The organism is Rhizobacter sp. J219, from assembly GCF_024700055.1.
Classification (GTDB): Bacteria; Pseudomonadota; Gammaproteobacteria; order Burkholderiales; family Burkholderiaceae_C; genus Rhizobacter.
The window spans coordinates 4,864,496-4,881,783 of the sequence record NZ_JAJOND010000001.1 but is presented as its reverse complement, the minus strand read 5'-3'; the positions used below and the strand labels follow the sequence as shown (position 1 = coordinate 4,881,783).

The following is a 17,288-nucleotide window of genomic DNA, read 5'->3' as shown; positions in this document are numbered from 1 at the left end:
CCTTCATGCCGCGCCGGCTCGCGTGGATCGTGCTGCACCACAAGCGCTACGACGAAGACTCGGGCAACAGCTTCCGCGACATCGTGCTCTTCGGCGCGCCCACCGGCAACGCGCGGCAGATGTGGGCGCGCGGCTTCGAGCACAGCGCCACCTACGCCGCTGTCTTCAAACCCTACGGCTACAAGTGGATGCTCGACGGCGTGGTGCGCGACGGCCAGCGACCGTATGGCTGCTTCGCCCTCATCCGCCGCGACACCGACCCCGACTTCACGCCCGACGAAGAAGCGCTGCTCGCGCAGGCCCTGCCCTACGTCGCCCATGCGATGAAGGTGGAAGCGACACGCCCGTCGCGCTTCGTCAGCAGCGGTCGCTCGGCGCTCGTGGTCTGCCGCGACGACGGCGAGGTGCTCGAATGGTCGGCGCGTGCCCACGAGCTGGCGGTGTATGCGCTGCTGGGAGACCTGAACCTCGATGCGCGCGTCGGCCGCGCCGACAACACGCGTGCCGATTTCACCGACGTACAACCCGCGCTAGCCGCCCTGGTCGGCGAGCTGGGCGCACGCCTGCGGCAGCACGACACAGACGACATGCCGGCGCTCATACGCCGCAACGACTGGGGCGAGTTCGTCTTCCGCGCCTACCCACTGGAGGCGGCCCGCGGCGAGCGATGCCGACGCATCGGCGTGCTGATCGAGCAATGCGTGCCGATCGAGGCACATCTGCTCGCCCGCGTGAACGCCACCGGCCTGTCGAACCGGCAGAAGGAAGTGGCCCTGCTCAGCGCCCGCGGCCTGCCCAACGCCCAAATCGCGCGCCAGCTCAACCTCACGCCGCAGACGGTGAAGGACTACTTCAAGGAGATCTACGCCCGCCTGCAGATCAGCAGCCACCAGGAGCTGCTGCAGCGGCTTTCATGAGCCAACTCCCCCACCGCGGTGGGGGGGTCAAGCACAGGCCGCCTGCCTAGAGTTGCTTCGTGGCGGCAGGAGACGCCGCCACCGCACCAGGCAGGGAGGTCCGCCCAAGGCCTGGTGTGACAACAACCGGGCGGACGGAGCCAATCCATGAATGCATTCTTTCGAACCCTCGTCGCCAGTGCCACCTTCGCCGCCCTCGCCGGCCTTGCCTTGCCCGCCTCGGCGGCCAAGGTCAACTGCAAGCCCGCGGTGGAAGTCACCAACAAGAAGGGCGCCGCGATCAAGGTGGTGAAGTTCCTCTACAAGATCGAGGGCAACCCCAACGCCAAGTCCGAAGGCCTGGCGAACAAGAACCTGGCCCGGGAGGAGACCGAGACCTGGCCGAGCCAGACCCTGAACTTCGCGGCCAACGGCGTGGTGATCACCAGCAGCGCGGTCGAGTACCGGGACGACAACAGCGGCTCGGGCGGCGGTTATGGCCCAGTCAAGACCTCGGCATGGCACCCGCACAGCTTCAAGTGCGGCAGCAACCACACCTACAAGCACGACGTGGAGTAAGCGTCCGGGCTCAGCGCAGGTCGGCCAGTCGCGCCGTCCAGCCGACGATGCCGCCTTGCGCCCGGATCATCTCGATGGCCGCCTGCTTGAACTCGGGGAAGTACGAGCCGGTGGCCTCTTCGATCAGCAGGCATTCATAGCCGCGGTCGTTGGCCTCGCGCATCGTGGTCTGCACGCAGACCTCGGTGGTCACGCCGCCGAAGATCAGGTGGGTGATGCCGCGCTGCGTGAGTTCTTCACCGAGATTCGTGCCATAGAAGGCCCCCTTGCCGGGCTTGGCGATCACGAGGTCGCCGTCCTGCGGCAGCAGCTCGGGCACGAAGCCCGCGCCGGGTTCGCCGAGGATGAGGATGCGGCCCATCGGGCCCGGGTCGCCGATGCGCAAGCTCGGCTTGCCACGCAGGCGTTTGGCGGGTGGGCAGTCCGACAGGTCGGGCCGGTGGCACTCCTGGGTGTGGATGACGAGGATGCCGTGTTCGCGGCACCACGCGATGAGCGCGGCCGCGGCCGGCACCACCGGCTTCAACAGCGAGACGTCGTTTCCCAGCGTGGCACCGAAGCCACCGGGCTCGATGAAGTCGCGCTGCATGTCGATCATCACGAGCGCGGTGTGCGCCGGCTCGAAGCTGAACGGGCCTGGAAGTGCGTCGATCGTGATCATCGAAGCATTTCCAGGGCGAACACCGCGGAACCGGCTTTGCCGGGCCGCTGGTGTTGCCCCCTTGAGGGGGCGGCCGTAGGCCGTAGGGGGTGGGCCATCAGTGTGCGCTCCCGCCCATGAAGGCGCCGAGGCGGTTGCGGTCGGCTTGGCGAGCATCCGTTTCATGTACCACCTGGCCGCCGCTCATCACGGCAATGCGGTCGGAGAGCGCGAGCAACTCATCCAGGTCTTCGCTGATGAGCAGTACGGCACCGCCGCGGTTGCGCACGTCCATCAGGCGCTGATGAATCTCGGCGACAGCCGCGAAGTCGAGGCCGAAGACGGGGTTGGAGACGATCAGCACTTCGGCGTCGTCGCTCAGCTCTCGCGCCAGCACCGCGCGCTGCACGTTGCCGCCCGAGAGCGAACGGATCTGCGCCAGCTCGCCACGCGTCTTCACGCCGAACTCGCCGATGAGCTTGCGCGCACGCTCGCGCAGCGTGCGCCCGCGCATCCAGCCGAGGCGCGAGGCGGGCGCGACGTCGAAGGAACGCAGGCCGATGTTGTCGGACACGCTCATGTCGCCCACGCAGGCGTTGCGCAAGGGCTCTTCGGGCAGGCTGCGCACCTTGAGGCGCCGGTTCTGCGCACGCGTGGCCGCGAAGCGCTCGGTGCCGACCCACACTTCGCCGGAAACACGCCGCCGCTGGCCCACCAGCGCTTCCGCGAACTCGCGCTGGCCGTTGCCCGAGACCCCGGCGATGCCGACGATCTCACCCGAGTGCACGCTGACCGAGAGACCGGCCACCGCCACCTGGCCCCGGTCGCCATCGACCACCAGCGACTTGACCTGCAACATCGCTTCGCCGCGCTCACGCTCGGCGCGCTGCGGCGCGGCGAACTCGCGCCTGGCATCACCCTCGCCCCCCACCATTTCGGCGGCCAGTTGCTGCGGCGTGGTCTCGTCGACCCGGTGCGCCGCGACGAGCTTTCCCTTGCGCAGCACGCTCACATCGTCGGCATAGGCCGTGACCTCGCGGAACTTGTGGGTGATGAGGACGATGCTGCACTCGCCCGCGTGCGCACGGTCGCGCAGCAGGCCCAGCACCTCGTCGGCTTCCTGCGGCGTGAGCACCGAGGTGGGCTCGTCGAGGATGAGCAGGCGCGGCTTCAACAACAGCTGCTTCAGAATCTCGAGCTTCTGCTTCTGCCCGGCCGACAGCTCCTGCGGCGTGGCGTCGAGGTCGAGCTTGAAGGGCGTGGTCTTCATGAACTCGGCGAGTGCCGCGCGTTCCTTCTTCCAGTCGATCACCGCCGGCAGGTGGCCGCGCGCGAGCAGCAGGTTCTCGGCCACCGTCATGCCGGGCACCACGGTGAAGTGCTGGTAGACCATGCCGATGCCCAGGTCGCGGGCGATCACGGGGCTGGCGATGTCGTGCTCGCGGCCGTCGAGCAGCACGGCGCCTTCTTCGGCGCGCTGGTAGCCCACGACACATTTCACGAGCGTGCTCTTGCCTGCGCCGTTTTCACCGAGCAGGGCGTGCACGGTGCCGGGCCGCACCTTGAGCGAACAATGGTCGAGTGCGGTGAACGCGCCGAAGCGTTTGGTGAGCTCGAAGGTGTCGAGCGCGAGCGCACCGGTCGGGCGCGGCACGGGGTCGAGCGGCGCGGTCATGCGGTCACCGCCTCGATCACCGCCTTGGAATCGGAGACGGCGCCAAACACCCCACCCTGCATCGTCACCATCTTCAGTGCCGCCAGGTGGTTGCCGAGGTCGGTGGCGCCGGTGCAATCCGACAGGATCAGGCACTCGTAGCCGCGGTCGTTGGCGTCGCGCATGGTCGTGTGCACGCACACGTCGGTCGTGATGCCGGTGAGGATGAGGTTGCGGATGCCGCGGGTGTGCAGGATGAGGTCGAAGTTGGTGGCGTAGAACGAGCCCTTGCCGGGCTTGTCGATCACCGGCTCGCCGGGCAGCGGGGCCAGCTCGGGAATGATTTCCCAGCCAGGCTCGCCGATGGTGAGGATGCGACCGCAAGGGCCCACGTCACCGATGCCGATGCCGTTGGTGCCGGCCTGGCGCGAGCGCCAGAGCTTGTTGGCGGGTAGGTCCGACAGGTCGGGCTTGTGGCCTTCGCGGGTGTGGATCAGCGTGTAGCCCGCGTCGCGCATCACCTTGAAGAGTTTCTTCAGCGGCTCGATCGGTGCGCGTGTCATCGAGATGTCGTAGCCCATCTTGTCGACGTAGCCTCCGGGGCCGCAGAAGTCGACCTGCATGTCGATCACGACGAGGGCCGTGTTGTCGGGCCGCAGGTTGCCGTCGTAGGGCCAGCGGTAGGGATCGGCGGCGACGTAGCGCTTGTTCATTCAGGCCACCTTCTTCAACGGAGGAATTTCGGGGCCTGCATAGCTGCGCGTGGGCGCCTCGAAGCCGCAGCTCGTGCCGTCGGTCACCTGCACGCTCGCTTCCCACGGCAGCACGTAGCGGCCGGCCGCCATGTCGTGCATGTAGGTGTAGGGGCAGTCCTGCGCGCCGCCCTTCACCGCCACATAGCCGCGGTGGTAGAGCTGGTAGATGTTGTTCTCGACGCCCCAGGTCGCACGTGCCTCGCGCACGAGGTCGGGCCGAAGTTCACAGGTGATGATCTCGTCGGGGCGGCCGCTGCCTTCCACCATCACAGTGCCGTCGAAGTTGCAGAACATGCCCTCGCCCATCGAGTCGAAGGTGCCGTCGCTGCCGCACATGCAGACGTTGGCGGTGTAGACGAGGTTGCAAAACGCATTGGCCTGGTTGGTGATCTTCCACGCGTGGCGGATCGGCGCCGTGTAGCCTGCCGTGCGGATCACGATCTCGGCGCCCTTGTAGGTGGCCTCGCGCGCCATCTCGGGGAACATGCCGTCGTGGCAGATGATGAGGGCGAGCTTGCTGCCGTTGGGGCCGTCGCAGACGGGGACGCCGAGGTTGCCCGGCTCCCACGGCTCGACCGGCACCCAGGGGTGCAGCTTGCGGTAGTAGAGCTTGATCTCGCCGCTGTCGTCGATGATCAGGCCGCTGTTGTACGGGTTGCCGTGCGGGTTGGCCTCCATGATCGAGAAGCAGCCCCAGATCTTGTTGGCGATGCAGGCCTGCTTGAACGCCGCGACCTCGGGGCCGTCGAGCGTGCACATGATCTCGGGGTGGGTGTCCATCGAGAGGCCGTGCAGCGAGTACTCGGGGAACACGACGAGGTCCATCGTGCCCTGGTTGCGGCGCGCCTTGCCCACGAGTTCGACGATGCGCGCCGTCTGCGCCGCGAGGTCAGCCTTCGTTTTGACGACGGGCAACTGCAGCTGCACCAGCCCCATCACGACGCCATTCGGCGACTTGTTCAAACCACCGAGACCACTCATCGTCTGCTCCTCGTTCAGCGTGTCACGCCCAGCTCCATCGGCGCGCCCTTGAGGCTGCGTGTGGGCGAGCAGGTCCAGATCAATATCGCGAGCGTCAGCACGTAGGGCACGGCGTTGAAGAGGTAGTAGCCGCTGCTGATGCCCACCGATTGCAGTGCGGGGCCGAGCGCACCCGCCCCGCCGAAGAGCAGCGCCGCACCGAGGCAGCGCCACGGGCTCCAGCGCGCGAAGATCACGAGTGCCACCGCGATCAGGCCCTGGCCGCTGGAGAGGCCTTCGTTCCAGCTGCCGGGGTAATAGAGGGAGAGCGATGCGCCGCCGAGGCCGGCGATGAAGCCGCCGGCACAAGTGGCCGCGATGCGGATGCCGTTGACCGAGTAGCCGAGCGCGCGCGCCGCATCGCTCGAATCACCCGCCATGCGCAGTACGAGGCCGAACCGTGTGGCCTTGAAGCCCCAGGCCAGCAGCGCCGCGAGCGCGACGCCGATGGGGAAGAGCATGTTGATCTGCAGCGCCGAACGGATCTGCGCCGAGCTGCTCCAGGCGCCGAGATCGAGCGAGGGTATCTGCGGTGCCTGCGGCTGGATCAGTGGTTTGCCAAGGTAAAACGCAAGGCCACTGCCGAGCAGCATCAGCGCGATGCCGGTCGCGATGTCGTTGACACGCGGCAGCGAGCACACCAACCCGTGCAGGAGCGCGAGCAACGCACCGCAGCCTCCTGCCAGCAGCACCCCGACCCACACGTTGCCGCTCAGGTAGGCACCGCCGAAGCCGGCCATCGCGCTGAAAACGAGCACACCTTCGAGGCCGAGGTTGATGCGGCCCGATTTCTCGGTGATGCACTCACCCAGGCTCACCAGCAGGAAGGGCGTGCCCACGCGGATCGCGCCGCCCAGCACGGCGATGAGGACGTTGAGGACGATCTCCGTCGTGCTCATGTCGCGGCCTCCGCCACGCCGGACACGGGTTGAGGTGCAGGCGCAGGTTTCGGCACGCGCGGTGCGAAGAGTTTGCCGCGCAGTGCCTCGCTCGCGAGGATCAGCAGGAAGGCAAACCCCTGCAGCACCATCACCGAGGCATCGGGCACATCCATGCGCCGCTGCAGCAGGCTGCCGGCCGCGCCGAAGCCGCCGAAGAGCACCGCCACCGGGATCACGGCCCACGGGTTGTGGCGGGCGACGAAGGACACGAGGATGCCGGTGTAGCCGAGGCCTGCGATCAGCGAGGCATTGGCATTCGTATGCACCGCCGCGACTTCGATGCCGCCCGCAAGGCCGGCGCACGCACCACCGATGGCACAGGCCCCCACCATCAGGCGAGCCCCCGGCAGGCCCACGAGCAGCGCCGCGCGTGTGTTGCCACCGACGATGCGCGTCGCAAACCCGGAGGTCGTGAAGAAGAGCCACAAGCCCAGCGCCACGCAGGCCACGACGCCGAACACCAGGCCCCAGTGGATGTCGGTGCCGGCAATGCCACCGATCAGCAAGCCGTCACCGAGCGTGCGGGTCGACGGCTTGTTCAGGCTCGAAGGGTCGCGCATCGGCCCTTCGACGAAGTGTTTGAAAAGAGCAATCGCGGTGTACGCCAGCAAGAGGCTGCTGATGGTCTCGTTGACCCCGCGCCACTGGCGCAGTGCGCCGACCAACGCGATCCACACCGCACCCGTCAGCGCCGCGGCCACCAGGAGCAGCGCCGTGCCGAACGCATTCGCCGGCGGGGCCAAGAGATAAGGAAGCCCGGCGCAGGCCAAGCCACCGAGCACCAGCGCCCCCTCGCCGCCGATGACGATGAGCCCTGCCCGCGCCGGGATCGCGACACACAACGCCGTCAACATCAACGGTGCCGCCCGCTGCAGCGAGTTCTGCCATGAAAACCAGTCGCCGAAAGCGCCCTTGAAGAGCAGCGTCCAGGCTTCGACCGGGCTCTTGCCACCCGCCCAGATGAAGGCGCCGAACAACAACAGCGCGCCTGTCATCGCGAGCACCGGAAGCGCGATGGCCTCCAGCGTTTCAGTGGTGCGGGTAGACAGTGCCATGGTTCAGCCTGTGTGGGTCAAGCAACGGCCGTCCGCCGGGCCGCCCCAAGGACCGGCCGGCGCCCCTTGGGGGCAGGAGCGAAGCGACTGGGGGGGCCGTCATGCCTTCCCGACGACGCCTTCGACCAGGTAGTTCATGCCTTCGAGGGTCACGTCGGTCTGCGCGAACACCTTGCCGGCGGGGATCACTTCCTTGCCGGTGTTGTCTTTCAGCGGGCCCTTGAAGATGTCGAACTTGCCCGCCACCATCGCGGCCTTCACCTCGTCGGCCTTCTTCTTGGCGGCCGCGGTGACCATCGAGCCGTAGGGCGAGGTCTTCACGAAGCCGTCTTTCAGGCCGCCGCGCACGAAGTTGGGGTGCGGCTTGTTGCTGCGCGCGGCTTCGATGATGGTCTTGTAGGCGGTGATCCAGTTCCACTCGGCGCCGGTGAGGTACGCGTTCGGCGCGAGCTTGGCCTGGCTTGCGTGATACCCGCAGACGAACTTGCCGCGCTTGGCGGCGGTCTCGACGATCACCTTCGGGCTGTCGACGTGCATCGTGAAGACATCGACGCCCTGGTCGGCGAGGCTGTTGGTGGCTTCGGCTTCCTTCACCGGCATCGACCAGTCGCCGGTGAAGATCACCGTGGTGGTGATGTTCGGGTCGACCGAGCGCGCGCCGAGCGTGAACGCATTGATGTTGCGCAGCACCTGCGGGATCGGCTTGGCGGCGATGAAGCCGATCTTCTTGCTCTTGCTCATGTGACCGGCGACCACACCGTTGAGGTACTGGCCTTCGTCGATGTAGCCGAAGAAGCTGCCGGTGTTCTTGGGGTGCTTGGCCTCGCTCCACAGGCCGCCGCAGTGGGCGAAGCGGGCCTTGGGGTTCTTGCCGGCGACGGCCAGCATGTGCGGGTCGAAGTAGCCGAAAGACGTGGGGAAGAGCAGCGCCGCACCGTCCTGGGCAATCATGCCCTGCATCGTCTTCTGCACCGCGGTGGTCTCGGGCACGTTCTCTTCTTCGACCACCTTCACGCCGGGCAGCTTCTTCACTTCAGCGGCCGCTTCGGCCTGTGCCTGGTTGTAGCCGTAGTCGTCACGCGGGCCGACGTAGATGACGCCGACGGTGATCGGCGCCTGGCCCTGCACCAGCCCGCTCAGGCCACCGAGAGCCGCCGTGGCCCCCACGGCCCCCACCCCTTTCAGAACCCCACGACGGTTGATTTCCGATCCAGACATGCTGCGCTCCTGTGCACGTTGCAGTGGTTGAAGAAGCCTTCGCAGGAGCCGTGCCCACAGGCATGCACCGAGACGAGGCCGGTTTGAACACCTTCTTGTATACATGCAATGCGTGTGCCAGCCAGGACGCACCCAGTGCAGCCGGTGCGCGCCAGTGAGCCCTTCTGCGGTTCTCTTGGTTCACACCTATTTGTACTTATAGATATTGACAAAACAGGCCTTATTGTTACGATCTATGGGTATGCCAAAGACTGCCCGTGCCCTGCTCCAGCTTCCACCCGCCACCGCCGGCGCCATTGAGAAGCTGGGCGCCGACCTCGCCGTGGCGCGCCTGCGCCGCAAGGAGTCGCTGCGCTCGTGGGCACAGCGCATGGGCGTGACCGTGGCCACGCTGCAGCGGCTCGAAGCGGGTGACCCGTCGGTGGGCATCGGCATCGTCGCCACCGCCCTCTGGCTCATCCAGCGTGACGGCGAGCTGCGCCAGCTCGCCGCGCCTGAGCACGACCAGGGCGCGCTCGAGATGGACGTGCGCGAGGCCGTGGCACTCGGCCGTGCCCGCGCACAGGCCTCGGCCGAGGCCCGCCTGCGCAGCAACACCGCCAACGCCGCCGACGCCGTGAGGGAAGAGCAGGACCGCGATGCGCCTCGATGAACTCTTCCTCTGGTACCTGGGCGACCCGGCGGCGCCGCGCTACGTGGGCGAGCTGAAGCTCGTCGCGGCCGGCAAGGGCGTCTCGCTGCGCTACGGGCGCGACTGGCTGGCCAGCGGCTTCGCGTTGAGCGAAGACCTGCCCCTCGTCGATACCGAGTTTCTGCCGCCCGGCCGGCTGGCGAGCGATGCGCAGCGCGCGGTCGGCGCGGTCGACGATGCGCGGCCTGACCGCTGGGGCGAGAAGGTGATCCGCTTCGTCGACAAGCCCCGGCGGCTGTCGCTGATGGAATACCTGTACTACGCGGGTGACGACCGCTTCGGCGCACTCGGCGTGTCGACCTCGCCCGAGGTCTACGCCCCGAAAGCCGGCGGCCCGCTGCCGCGGCTGGAGCAGGCGCAGGCGCTGAGCGACGTGGTGGCCAAGATCGAGGCCTCGGAGCCGATCGGCGCGGTCGAGGCCCGCATCATCGCCGGCGGCGGCAGCCCGCTCGGCGGCGCCAAGCCCAAGGCACTCATCGACATCGGCGGCGAGCCCTGGGTGGTGAAGTTCTTCAACCACGAGCCGGTCGACGCGCCGCTCATCGAGCACGCCACGATGACGCTCGCGGCGCGTGCCGGCATCACCGTGGCCGAGACGCGCGTGATCCCGCTCACGGGCGCACACGCCATCGCAATCCGCCGCTTCGACCGCGACGGTGCCCGGCGCATCCACAGCCTCTCGGCCGGCACCGCCATCCGAGCCGCCACGCCCTCGGGCGCCGAGCCGGAGCTGGGCTACCCCGAGCTGGCCCGCCTGCTGCGCCGCGTGGGCCTCACGCAAGACGGCGTCAACCAGCGCGACGCCCGCGAACTCTTCCGCCGCATGGTCTTCAACATCCTGGTCGACAACACCGACGACCACGAGAAGAACCACGCCTTGCTGGTGGTCAACCCGGCCGCGAATGGCCGCCTCAAGCTCGCGCCGGCCTTCGACGTGCTGCCCACCAACTCGGGCCAGGGCTTCCAGGAGTTCATCTGCGGCGCCGACGGACGCGACTCGACGCTCGACAACGCGATGTCGCAGTGCGAGGCCTTCGGCCTGCTGCCGGCGGAAGCGGCGGCGGAAGTCGCCGCCGTCATCGCCGTGGTCGACGGCTGGCGCGAGCACTTCGCACAGGCCGGCGTCTCGGCACGCGACATCGAGCAACTCGCCGAGCGCCTCGACGGCGACCCGCTTCTCGCACAGCGCACCAGCTTCGATGCGGCGCGCTTCGCCGCTGCGCCGGCCCGGCGCAAGCGGCCGCCGCCGTTTCGGCGGCCCTGAGGCTTACCAGTTCGTCTCGCGCTCGGGCGTGGCGGTGATGCGGTGGATCGACAGGTCGGCCCCGTCGTATTCCTCTTCCTGCGTCAGCCGCAAGCCGGCCACCGCCTTGATAAGGCCGTAGACCACGAAGCCGCCGACGAGTGCCCACACCACGCCCATCGCCGTGCCGATGAGTTGCGCGAGGAAGGTCACGCCGCCGCGCCCGCCCAGCTCGGTGAGGCCGAAGATGCCGCAGGCGATGCCGCCCCAGGCGCCGCACAGGCCGTGCAGCGGCCACACGCCGAGCACGTCGTCGATCTTCCAGCGGTTCTGCGTGAGCGTGAACATGATGACGAAGATGGCGCCGGCAATGCCGCCGGTGGCCAGCGCGCCCACCGGGTGCATCACGTCGGAGCCCGCGCACACCGCCACCAGGCCGGCCAGCGGCCCGTTGTGCACGAAGCCCGGGTCGTTCTTGCCCGCGAGCGTGGCGACCAGCGTGCCGCCCACCATGGCCATCAGCGAGTTCACGGCGACGAGGCCCGAGATCTTGTCGATCGTCTGCGCGCTCATCACGTTGAAGCCGAACCAGCCCACCGCCAGCACCCAGGCGCCCAGTGCGAGGAAGGGAATGCTCGATGGCGGGTGCGCCGAGATGCCGCCGTCTTTCTTGTAGCGGTTGGCACGCGCGCCCAGCAGGATCACCGCCGGCAACGCCAGCCAGCCACCCACCGCGTGCACGACGACGGAGCCGGCGAAGTCGTGCAGCTCGGCGCCGGCCACGCTCTTGATCCAGGCCTGCACGCCGTAGTTGCCGTTCCACACCACGCCCTCGAAGAGCGGGTAGACCAGACCCACGATCACCGCAGTCGCGATGAGCTGCGGGTAGAAGCGCGCCCGCTCGGCGATGCCGCCCGAGATGATGGCCGGGATGGCCGCCGCGAAGGTCAGCAGGAAGAAGAACTTCACCAGGTCGTAGCCGTTCTTCTGCGCCAGCGTCTCGGCGCCGGCCATGAACTGCACCCCGTAGGCCACCAGGTAGCCGACAAAGAAATACGCGATGGTCGAGACGCTGAAGTCGACCAGGATCTTCACCAGCGCATTGACCTGGTTCTTTTTGCGCACGGTGCCCAGCTCCAGGAAGGCAAAGCCGGCATGCATGGCGAGCACCATGATGGCGCCCAGGAGGATGAAGAGCGCATCCGCGCCCTGCTTGAGTTGCTCCATGTGATCGTTCCGAGTTGAGAGGCGTCGCACCCCCAAACCGCACCAAGCCGGCGCGATTTCCCTCGAAAGGTGCGATCAAGCACCAATGGCAAGCAAACTTTGTGCCTTTTTGGGGCGGCTCTTTGGGCCGCTTTGGCACACCCATGGGGCGTGATTCGCCACGCGCTGCACCTCGTTTGTGCAGCGGAGCTTCAGGCCAGGGCCAGGCGGAAGGTGTTGCGCTCGGCCTTGGCCTCGTAGAGGGCCTTGTCGGCGGCCGAGAGCAGTTGCTCGGGGGAGGCCGTGCCCTGGGCGTGGAAGGCGATGCCAATGCTGGTGCTCACGCTCAGCTCGTGGCCAGCCAGGCTGAAGGGCCGGCCGATGGACGTGAGGATCTTGCGGGCCACGAACTGCGGCTCGGCCTCGGTGTGCAGGCCTTCCAGGATGACCACGAACTCGTCGCCAGCGAGGCGGGCCACGGTGTCCGTCTCGCGCACGCTGGCCGACAGGCGCGCCGCAAACACCTGCAGCACCTCGTCGCCGGCGGCATGGCCCAGCGTGTCGTTGATGCTCTTGAATTTGTCGACGTCGAGGAAGAGCAGCGCGATCGGCCGGCCCTGGCGGCGGCTGCGCGCCAGCGCCTCGGCCAGCTTTTCGTTGAAGCGCAGGCGGTTGGGCAGGCCGGTGAGCGTGTCGGTACGTGCCATCACCCTCAGCTGCTCCTCGGCCGCCTTCATCGCCGACACGTCGATCGACAGCACGTAGAAGCCGTCCACCGTGCCCTCGCTCGACACATCGGGCAGGTAGATCGAGTGCAGGTGCCGCACCATGCCCAGGCGGTTCAGGGTGGTGTCGAAGTCGCAGCGTTCGCCGGCGAGCACGCGGCCGATGACTTCGGTGCGCTGGTCGTAGATCTCGTCGCCGAGGGCTTCACGCATGTGCTGGCCGATCACCGCCTGCGGGTCCACGCCCAGCCAGCGGCCGTAGGTGGCGTTGCAGAACTGGAACCGCTGGTCGCGATCGACGTAGCTGATGAGCGCCGGTGTGTTGTCGGCAATCGTGCGCAGGCGCCGCTCGGCGGCCTTGAGCGCGGTCTGGTTGTACGAAAGCACGTACAGGCCACGCACCTGGCCCTCGGGGCCGAGGTCGGGTACGAACTGGGTTTCGTAGTCGACCTTGCGGCCGTCGATCTCGACCTGCCCGCTGAAGCTCGCACGGCGGCCCGCGAGGGCCTGTTCGATGTAGCGGCGGTGGCCCTCGTAGCGGTCCCCGAGCGCCGAGCGCAGCGTGACCTCGTGCACCGCCTGGTCGGGCTGCAGGTGGTGGGTCTTGAGGGCGGCGGTGTTGGCGAATTGGCAGCGCTCGTCGGCACCGAAATAGGCGATCAGCGCCGGCACGTTGTTGGCGATGTCGCGCAGGCGCTGCTCGCTCGCCGCGAGCGCCGCGGTGCGCTCCTCCACACGCTCCTGCAGGGAGCTGTTGATCTGCAGCAGGCGCGCAGCGTCTTCAGCCTGGCGCTCCGCGTGGGCGCGCAGGGCCTGGCCCAACACCTCCGCTTCGCGGTACAGCGGGTGGTGCGAGGGCTGCAGCGCCCGTCCCGATTCCAGTGCGGCGGTCAGCTCGATCAGCGGTGCCGACAGACGACGTGCCAGCAGCCACACGAGCGGCGCGAGCAGAAGGCACAGGATGAGCGTCGCCCACAGGATGCGTCGCTCCAGCGCATGAAAGCTTTCGAGCGCCACCGACTCGGGCTGGCGCAACACCACCTTCCATCCGAGGCCGGGATAGCGGCCAGCGCCCCGCGTCTGCGAGGTCGCCACCAGGTGGTCGCCGGGCCGGTCGATCGGCTTGCCCTGCAGCGCGGCCGGGCCGAGCAGCACCGTGCCATCGGTCGCGACCACCAACGCCTCGGCCTGGTAGCGCTCGATCGCCGTGTCGACCAGCTCGCGCTTGATCTGGCCGGCCCACGTCCAGCTCAAGTGCGTGCCCAGCACACCCTGCAGTTCACCACCCGCGCTGAAGACGGGCACCGCGATGTCGACGAAACGCCAGGGCTCGGCTTGCTTGGGCAGCAGCTTCTCGAGCAGCACGGCGGCATGCACGTCGCCGACGAAGCTCGCCTGCGTCGCGCCCTTGAACCAAGGGCGGGCCGACACGTTCACGCCTTCGAGCAAGCCATCGGCCGACGCGAGCACCTTGCCATGCGCATCGGTGAGGGCGATCCAGGTGAACTGCGGAAAGCTCCTTTTCACGTCTTCAAGCACCCGCCGCACCTGCGCCGGATCACGCTGGCGTGCCACCTGGTCGAGGCGCGCGATGACGTGCACTTCCTCGTAGTGCTGCGCCATGCCACGGTCGAGCGCGTCGCGAAGGGCATCGGCGTTGATCTGCAGGAAGCGCGTCGCCTGCTCACGCGCTTCATCGCGGGTGAAGCGGTCGATCAGCACCGCGCAGGTCAGCACGGCCGCCACCAGCGCCGCCATGACGCAGACAAACAGCCAGCCGGCGAGCGCCGGCCGCGTCGAACGAAGCGGCCTGGCGTTCACCGGCATGCTTCCGACCGTGCGGTCGAGGCTCAGTTCGAGCCCTTGATCATGCGGCCGGCCGAGGCCTGCACCGGGCGCGCGTTCATCGGGTAGAGGCGCGAGAAGATGCCGATCTGCTCGGGCGCGATCGACACCGGGTTCTTCATCACCATCCACAGCACACCTTCACTGCACGGCGGCGTGGTGAGCGAGCCCATGTAGGTGAAATAGCCGCGGTCCGCGGGCAGCAGCCCGTTCAGGTCGAGCGGCGAGCGGGAGGCCAGCTCCTCGTTTTTTTCCAGCGGCAGGTTGTTCCACACCTGCTGCACCACCGGCTGCGCACTGCCACGGTCGAGCAGCACGGCCACGACGGCGAGCTTGCCTTCGAGGTCCTTGTGCACGAGGTGGGCGACCATGTCGAACTGGCGGCCGTTGATGCGCTCCTCCGACGGGCGGTGGAAGTGGAACTGCTGCAGCTCGTAGCGGCGGCCCATCACCTCGATGCTGTTGCCGGGCGCCACGTTGACCTGCACCGTGTGGCCGTTGTCGATCACGCGGAAGCTGGTCGGCTTGTAGTCGAACTGCACCGGGTCGAGCTGCACCGAGATCTGGTCGCGAATGTCGATCGGGCTCTGGCGCTTGCCGTTGTTGCACAACGCGTATTCCGATTTCATGCTGCCCCAGTGCTCGGGGCCGCCGTCGCCGTGGTACGACCAGTGCTCGGGCTTCTTCTTCGCGGCGGGCGCTGACTTGGCCGGAGCGGCGGCACGGCGCGGCTCGCTCCAGTGGATGCCCGGCTCGGGCGCCCCTCCGGGCGACACCGCTGTGGCAGTCGCCGCGGCCGGGGTGGCGGGTGCGGGCGAGCGGGCCACGACCCGCAGCACACCGGGCTCCGGCTTTTCGGCCGCACGCTCGGCCGCCTGCTGGGCACCCAGCTTGCGGGCCAGGCGCTCGCGCAGCGCTTCGAGCGTTTCGTTGTCTTCTTCCGCCGACACCTTGGACATCGGCTTCTTGACGAGCTTGCCGTCGCCCACCGCCGCGCCGTCGCGCATCGGCCGGCCGGGTGAGGTACGCATGATGGGCTCAGAGGCCAAGGCGGGCAGCGCCCAGGCCAGGAAACCCAGCGCAGACAGGGTGGCTGCGAGGCTGCGAGGCGGGGTGTGCATGATGGTCTTTTCTCCAGCGCAAAGCCCTGACACAGGGCATCTGTTCCAGATATCGGCCGGCGATCCCGCCTCTTGAGCGCCCGCCGGTGCCGCTCATGTCACACGCGGCTTGACCCAGACCCAGGCCACGATGCCCACGCTCATCATCAGGAGCGACGCCACCGCCAGGCCAATCGTGGAATGCATCACGAGCGGGGCGATCACCCCGGCCACAAAGCCGTTGGCCACGCTGCCCACGCAGGCCTGGAACGAGGAGGCCATGCCACGCCGCTCGGGCACGAGGTCGAGCACCATCAGCGTGACCACCGGCACCATCAGCGCCCAGCCGAAGGCAAACACCGCGATCGGAAACAAGGCCCAGGCGACGTGCGGTGTGAAGGCCAGGTTGAGCGCCAGGTTGAGCAGCGACACCGCCAGCATGATCACGAAGCCGTGGCGGATCTGGTGCTGCGGCTTCATGCGACCGGCCAGACGACCCGAGACGAAAGCACCGCCCATGATGCCGGCGATGGTGAGCAGGAAGAACCAGAAGAACTGCTCGGGCCGCAGGGCCAGGTGCTCCCCGAGGAACACCGGCGCCGACAGCACGTAGAGGAACATGCCGTTGAACGGGATGCCGCTCGCCAGTGCCAGCGCGAAGAAGCGCGGGTTGGCGCCCAGCGCCCAGTAGCCGCGCATCAGGTTGCGCACGTTGAACGCCTGCTTCTGCTCGGCATGCAGCGTCTCGGGCAGCAACTGGTAGTTGGCGATCCACAGCGCCACGCCGATCGCCGTGAGAAACCAGAAGATCGCGTGCCAGTCGATGTGCACGAAGAGAAAGCCGCCGACCATCGGCGCGATCGCCGGTGCGATGCCGAAGTAGATCGTCACCTGCGACATCACGCGCTGCGCATCGGCCGGGGGAAACATGTCGCGGATCACCGCCCTCGACACCACGATGCCCGCGCCGGCCGACATGCCCTGCACCGCACGCCAGAAGACGAGCGTGCCGATGTGGTCGGCGAGCGCACAGCCGGCTGAGGCGATGGTGAAAACGGCGACGCCCCACAGCACCACCGGGCGGCGCCCGAAGCTGTCGGACAGCGCGCCGTGGAAGAGGTTCATCACCGCGAAGCCGAAGAGATACGCCGACAGCGTCTGCTGCATCTCGACCGGTGTGGCGCCGACCGACCGCGCGATGCCGGTGAAGGCCGGCAGGTAGGTGTCGATCGAGAAGGGCCCGAGCATCCCCAGGCAGGCCAGCAAGAACGCAAGGGCCCAGCGCGGCGCGCGCCAGAGGGTTTGGGCGTCGGGGTTCATGGAAGCGAGCGAGTGTAGCGACGGGTGTTTGCCCTGCTTTTCCAGGGACTAAGCGGCTGCGCGGGCTGCTGCAATCGGGCTGCCGTGAATGCTCAAATGCCCCACCGCCCGCCCGCACACCGACTCCAGCGCGCCGTCTTGCCGAGCGCGCTGGTGCTGTCGCTCGTGGCGCATGCCGTGGTGGCGGGCGTCGTGTTCAAAGCCTGGCACGACACTCGGCCGGCGCCCTCGGTCGGACGCCAGAAGGGCGTGCTGCAGGTGACGCTGCGGCGCGATGCCGCGCCACCTGCCAAGGCCGCAGCCGCCAGCCCCGAGCGCAGCAGCACGGCGCCGGCACCGCGCAAGCAACGTGCGCGCGTGGAGCGGCCGGCCGCATCGCCCAAGCCCGCGCCGGCACCCG

General features: G+C 68.1%; 15 protein-coding genes. 4 read left to right on the top strand and 11 right to left on the bottom strand.

What is annotated here, in order from left to right; genetic code table 11:
- Positions 1-5: 5 nt before the first annotated feature.
- Entirely contained in the window at positions 6-917 is a 912-nt protein-coding gene (locus LRS03_RS23220) for a helix-turn-helix transcriptional regulator (protein ID WP_257828504.1), read from the top strand.
- A 147-nt stretch (positions 918-1,064) separates the two neighbouring features.
- Entirely contained in the window at positions 1,065-1,475 is a 411-nt protein-coding gene (locus LRS03_RS23215; protein WP_257828503.1) for a hypothetical protein, read from the top strand.
- 10 nt (positions 1,476-1,485) lie between these two features.
- Here LRS03_RS23215 and LRS03_RS23210 read toward each other — a convergent pair whose 3' ends face one another.
- The 7 genes from LRS03_RS23210 to LRS03_RS23180 all read right to left on the bottom strand — a co-directional run bounded on the left by LRS03_RS23210 (position 1,486) and on the right by LRS03_RS23180 (position 8,758).
- Entirely contained in the window at positions 1,486-2,136 is a 651-nt protein-coding gene (locus LRS03_RS23210) for a cysteine hydrolase family protein (protein WP_257828502.1), read from the bottom strand.
- A 97-nt stretch (positions 2,137-2,233) separates the two neighbouring features.
- The gene (locus LRS03_RS23205; protein WP_257828501.1) at positions 2,234-3,790 is read right to left on the bottom strand and encodes an ABC transporter ATP-binding protein; all 1,557 of its coding nucleotides are present in this window, start codon (positions 3,788-3,790) and stop codon (positions 2,234-2,236) included.
- Entirely contained in the window at positions 3,787-4,482 is a 696-nt protein-coding gene (biuH, locus tag LRS03_RS23200; RefSeq protein WP_257828500.1) for a biuret amidohydrolase, read from the bottom strand. The genes LRS03_RS23205 and biuH overlap by 4 nt, the downstream gene beginning before the upstream one ends.
- Complete coding sequence (locus LRS03_RS23195; protein ID WP_257828499.1) at positions 4,483-5,505, bottom strand: formamidase; 1,023 nt, start codon at positions 5,503-5,505, stop codon at positions 4,483-4,485. It lies immediately after the preceding gene.
- Positions 5,506-5,519: 14 nt separating this feature from the next.
- Positions 5,520-6,443 carry an ABC transporter permease gene (locus LRS03_RS23190; RefSeq protein ID WP_257828498.1) on the bottom strand — a complete coding sequence of 308 codons (924 nt, stop codon included), beginning with the start codon at positions 6,441-6,443 and terminating at the stop codon, positions 5,520-5,522.
- Entirely contained in the window at positions 6,440-7,540 is a 1,101-nt protein-coding gene (locus LRS03_RS23185; protein WP_257828497.1) for an ABC transporter permease, read from the bottom strand. The genes LRS03_RS23190 and LRS03_RS23185 overlap by 4 nt, the downstream gene beginning before the upstream one ends.
- A gap of 99 nt (positions 7,541-7,639) precedes the next feature.
- Entirely contained in the window at positions 7,640-8,758 is a 1,119-nt protein-coding gene (locus LRS03_RS23180; protein ID WP_257828496.1) for a BMP family ABC transporter substrate-binding protein, read from the bottom strand.
- A 241-nt stretch (positions 8,759-8,999) separates the two neighbouring features.
- Between LRS03_RS23180 and LRS03_RS23175 the strand changes: the two genes are divergently transcribed.
- Positions 9,000-9,410: an XRE family transcriptional regulator gene (locus LRS03_RS23175; RefSeq protein ID WP_257828495.1), complete on the top strand. Its 411-nt coding sequence runs from the start codon at positions 9,000-9,002 to the stop codon at positions 9,408-9,410.
- Positions 9,397-10,713 carry a type II toxin-antitoxin system HipA family toxin gene (locus LRS03_RS23170; protein WP_257828494.1) on the top strand — a complete coding sequence of 439 codons (1,317 nt, stop codon included), beginning with the start codon at positions 9,397-9,399 and terminating at the stop codon, positions 10,711-10,713. Before LRS03_RS23175 ends, LRS03_RS23170 begins: the two co-directional genes overlap by 14 nt.
- Before the next feature lie 3 nt (positions 10,714-10,716).
- On the opposite strand, the gene LRS03_RS23165 is transcribed toward LRS03_RS23170, so the two are convergent.
- From LRS03_RS23165 to LRS03_RS23150, 4 genes are all read right to left on the bottom strand, one after another.
- On the bottom strand, positions 10,717-11,919 hold the full coding sequence (locus LRS03_RS23165) for an ammonium transporter (protein ID WP_257828493.1): 1,203 nt from the start codon (positions 11,917-11,919) through the stop codon (positions 10,717-10,719).
- Between the two features lie 191 nt (positions 11,920-12,110).
- Positions 12,111-14,450 (bottom strand): sensor domain-containing diguanylate cyclase, encoded by a 2,340-nt coding sequence (locus LRS03_RS23160; RefSeq protein ID WP_257828492.1) that lies wholly within the window; start codon positions 14,448-14,450, stop codon positions 12,111-12,113.
- A 23-nt stretch (positions 14,451-14,473) separates the two neighbouring features.
- Entirely contained in the window at positions 14,474-15,589 is a 1,116-nt protein-coding gene (locus LRS03_RS23155) for a carbonic anhydrase (RefSeq protein WP_257828491.1), read from the bottom strand.
- A gap of 93 nt (positions 15,590-15,682) precedes the next feature.
- On the bottom strand, positions 15,683-16,888 hold the full coding sequence (locus tag LRS03_RS23150) for a multidrug effflux MFS transporter (RefSeq protein WP_257828490.1): 1,206 nt from the start codon (positions 16,886-16,888) through the stop codon (positions 15,683-15,685).
- Between the last annotated feature and the right edge of the window lie 400 nt (positions 16,889-17,288).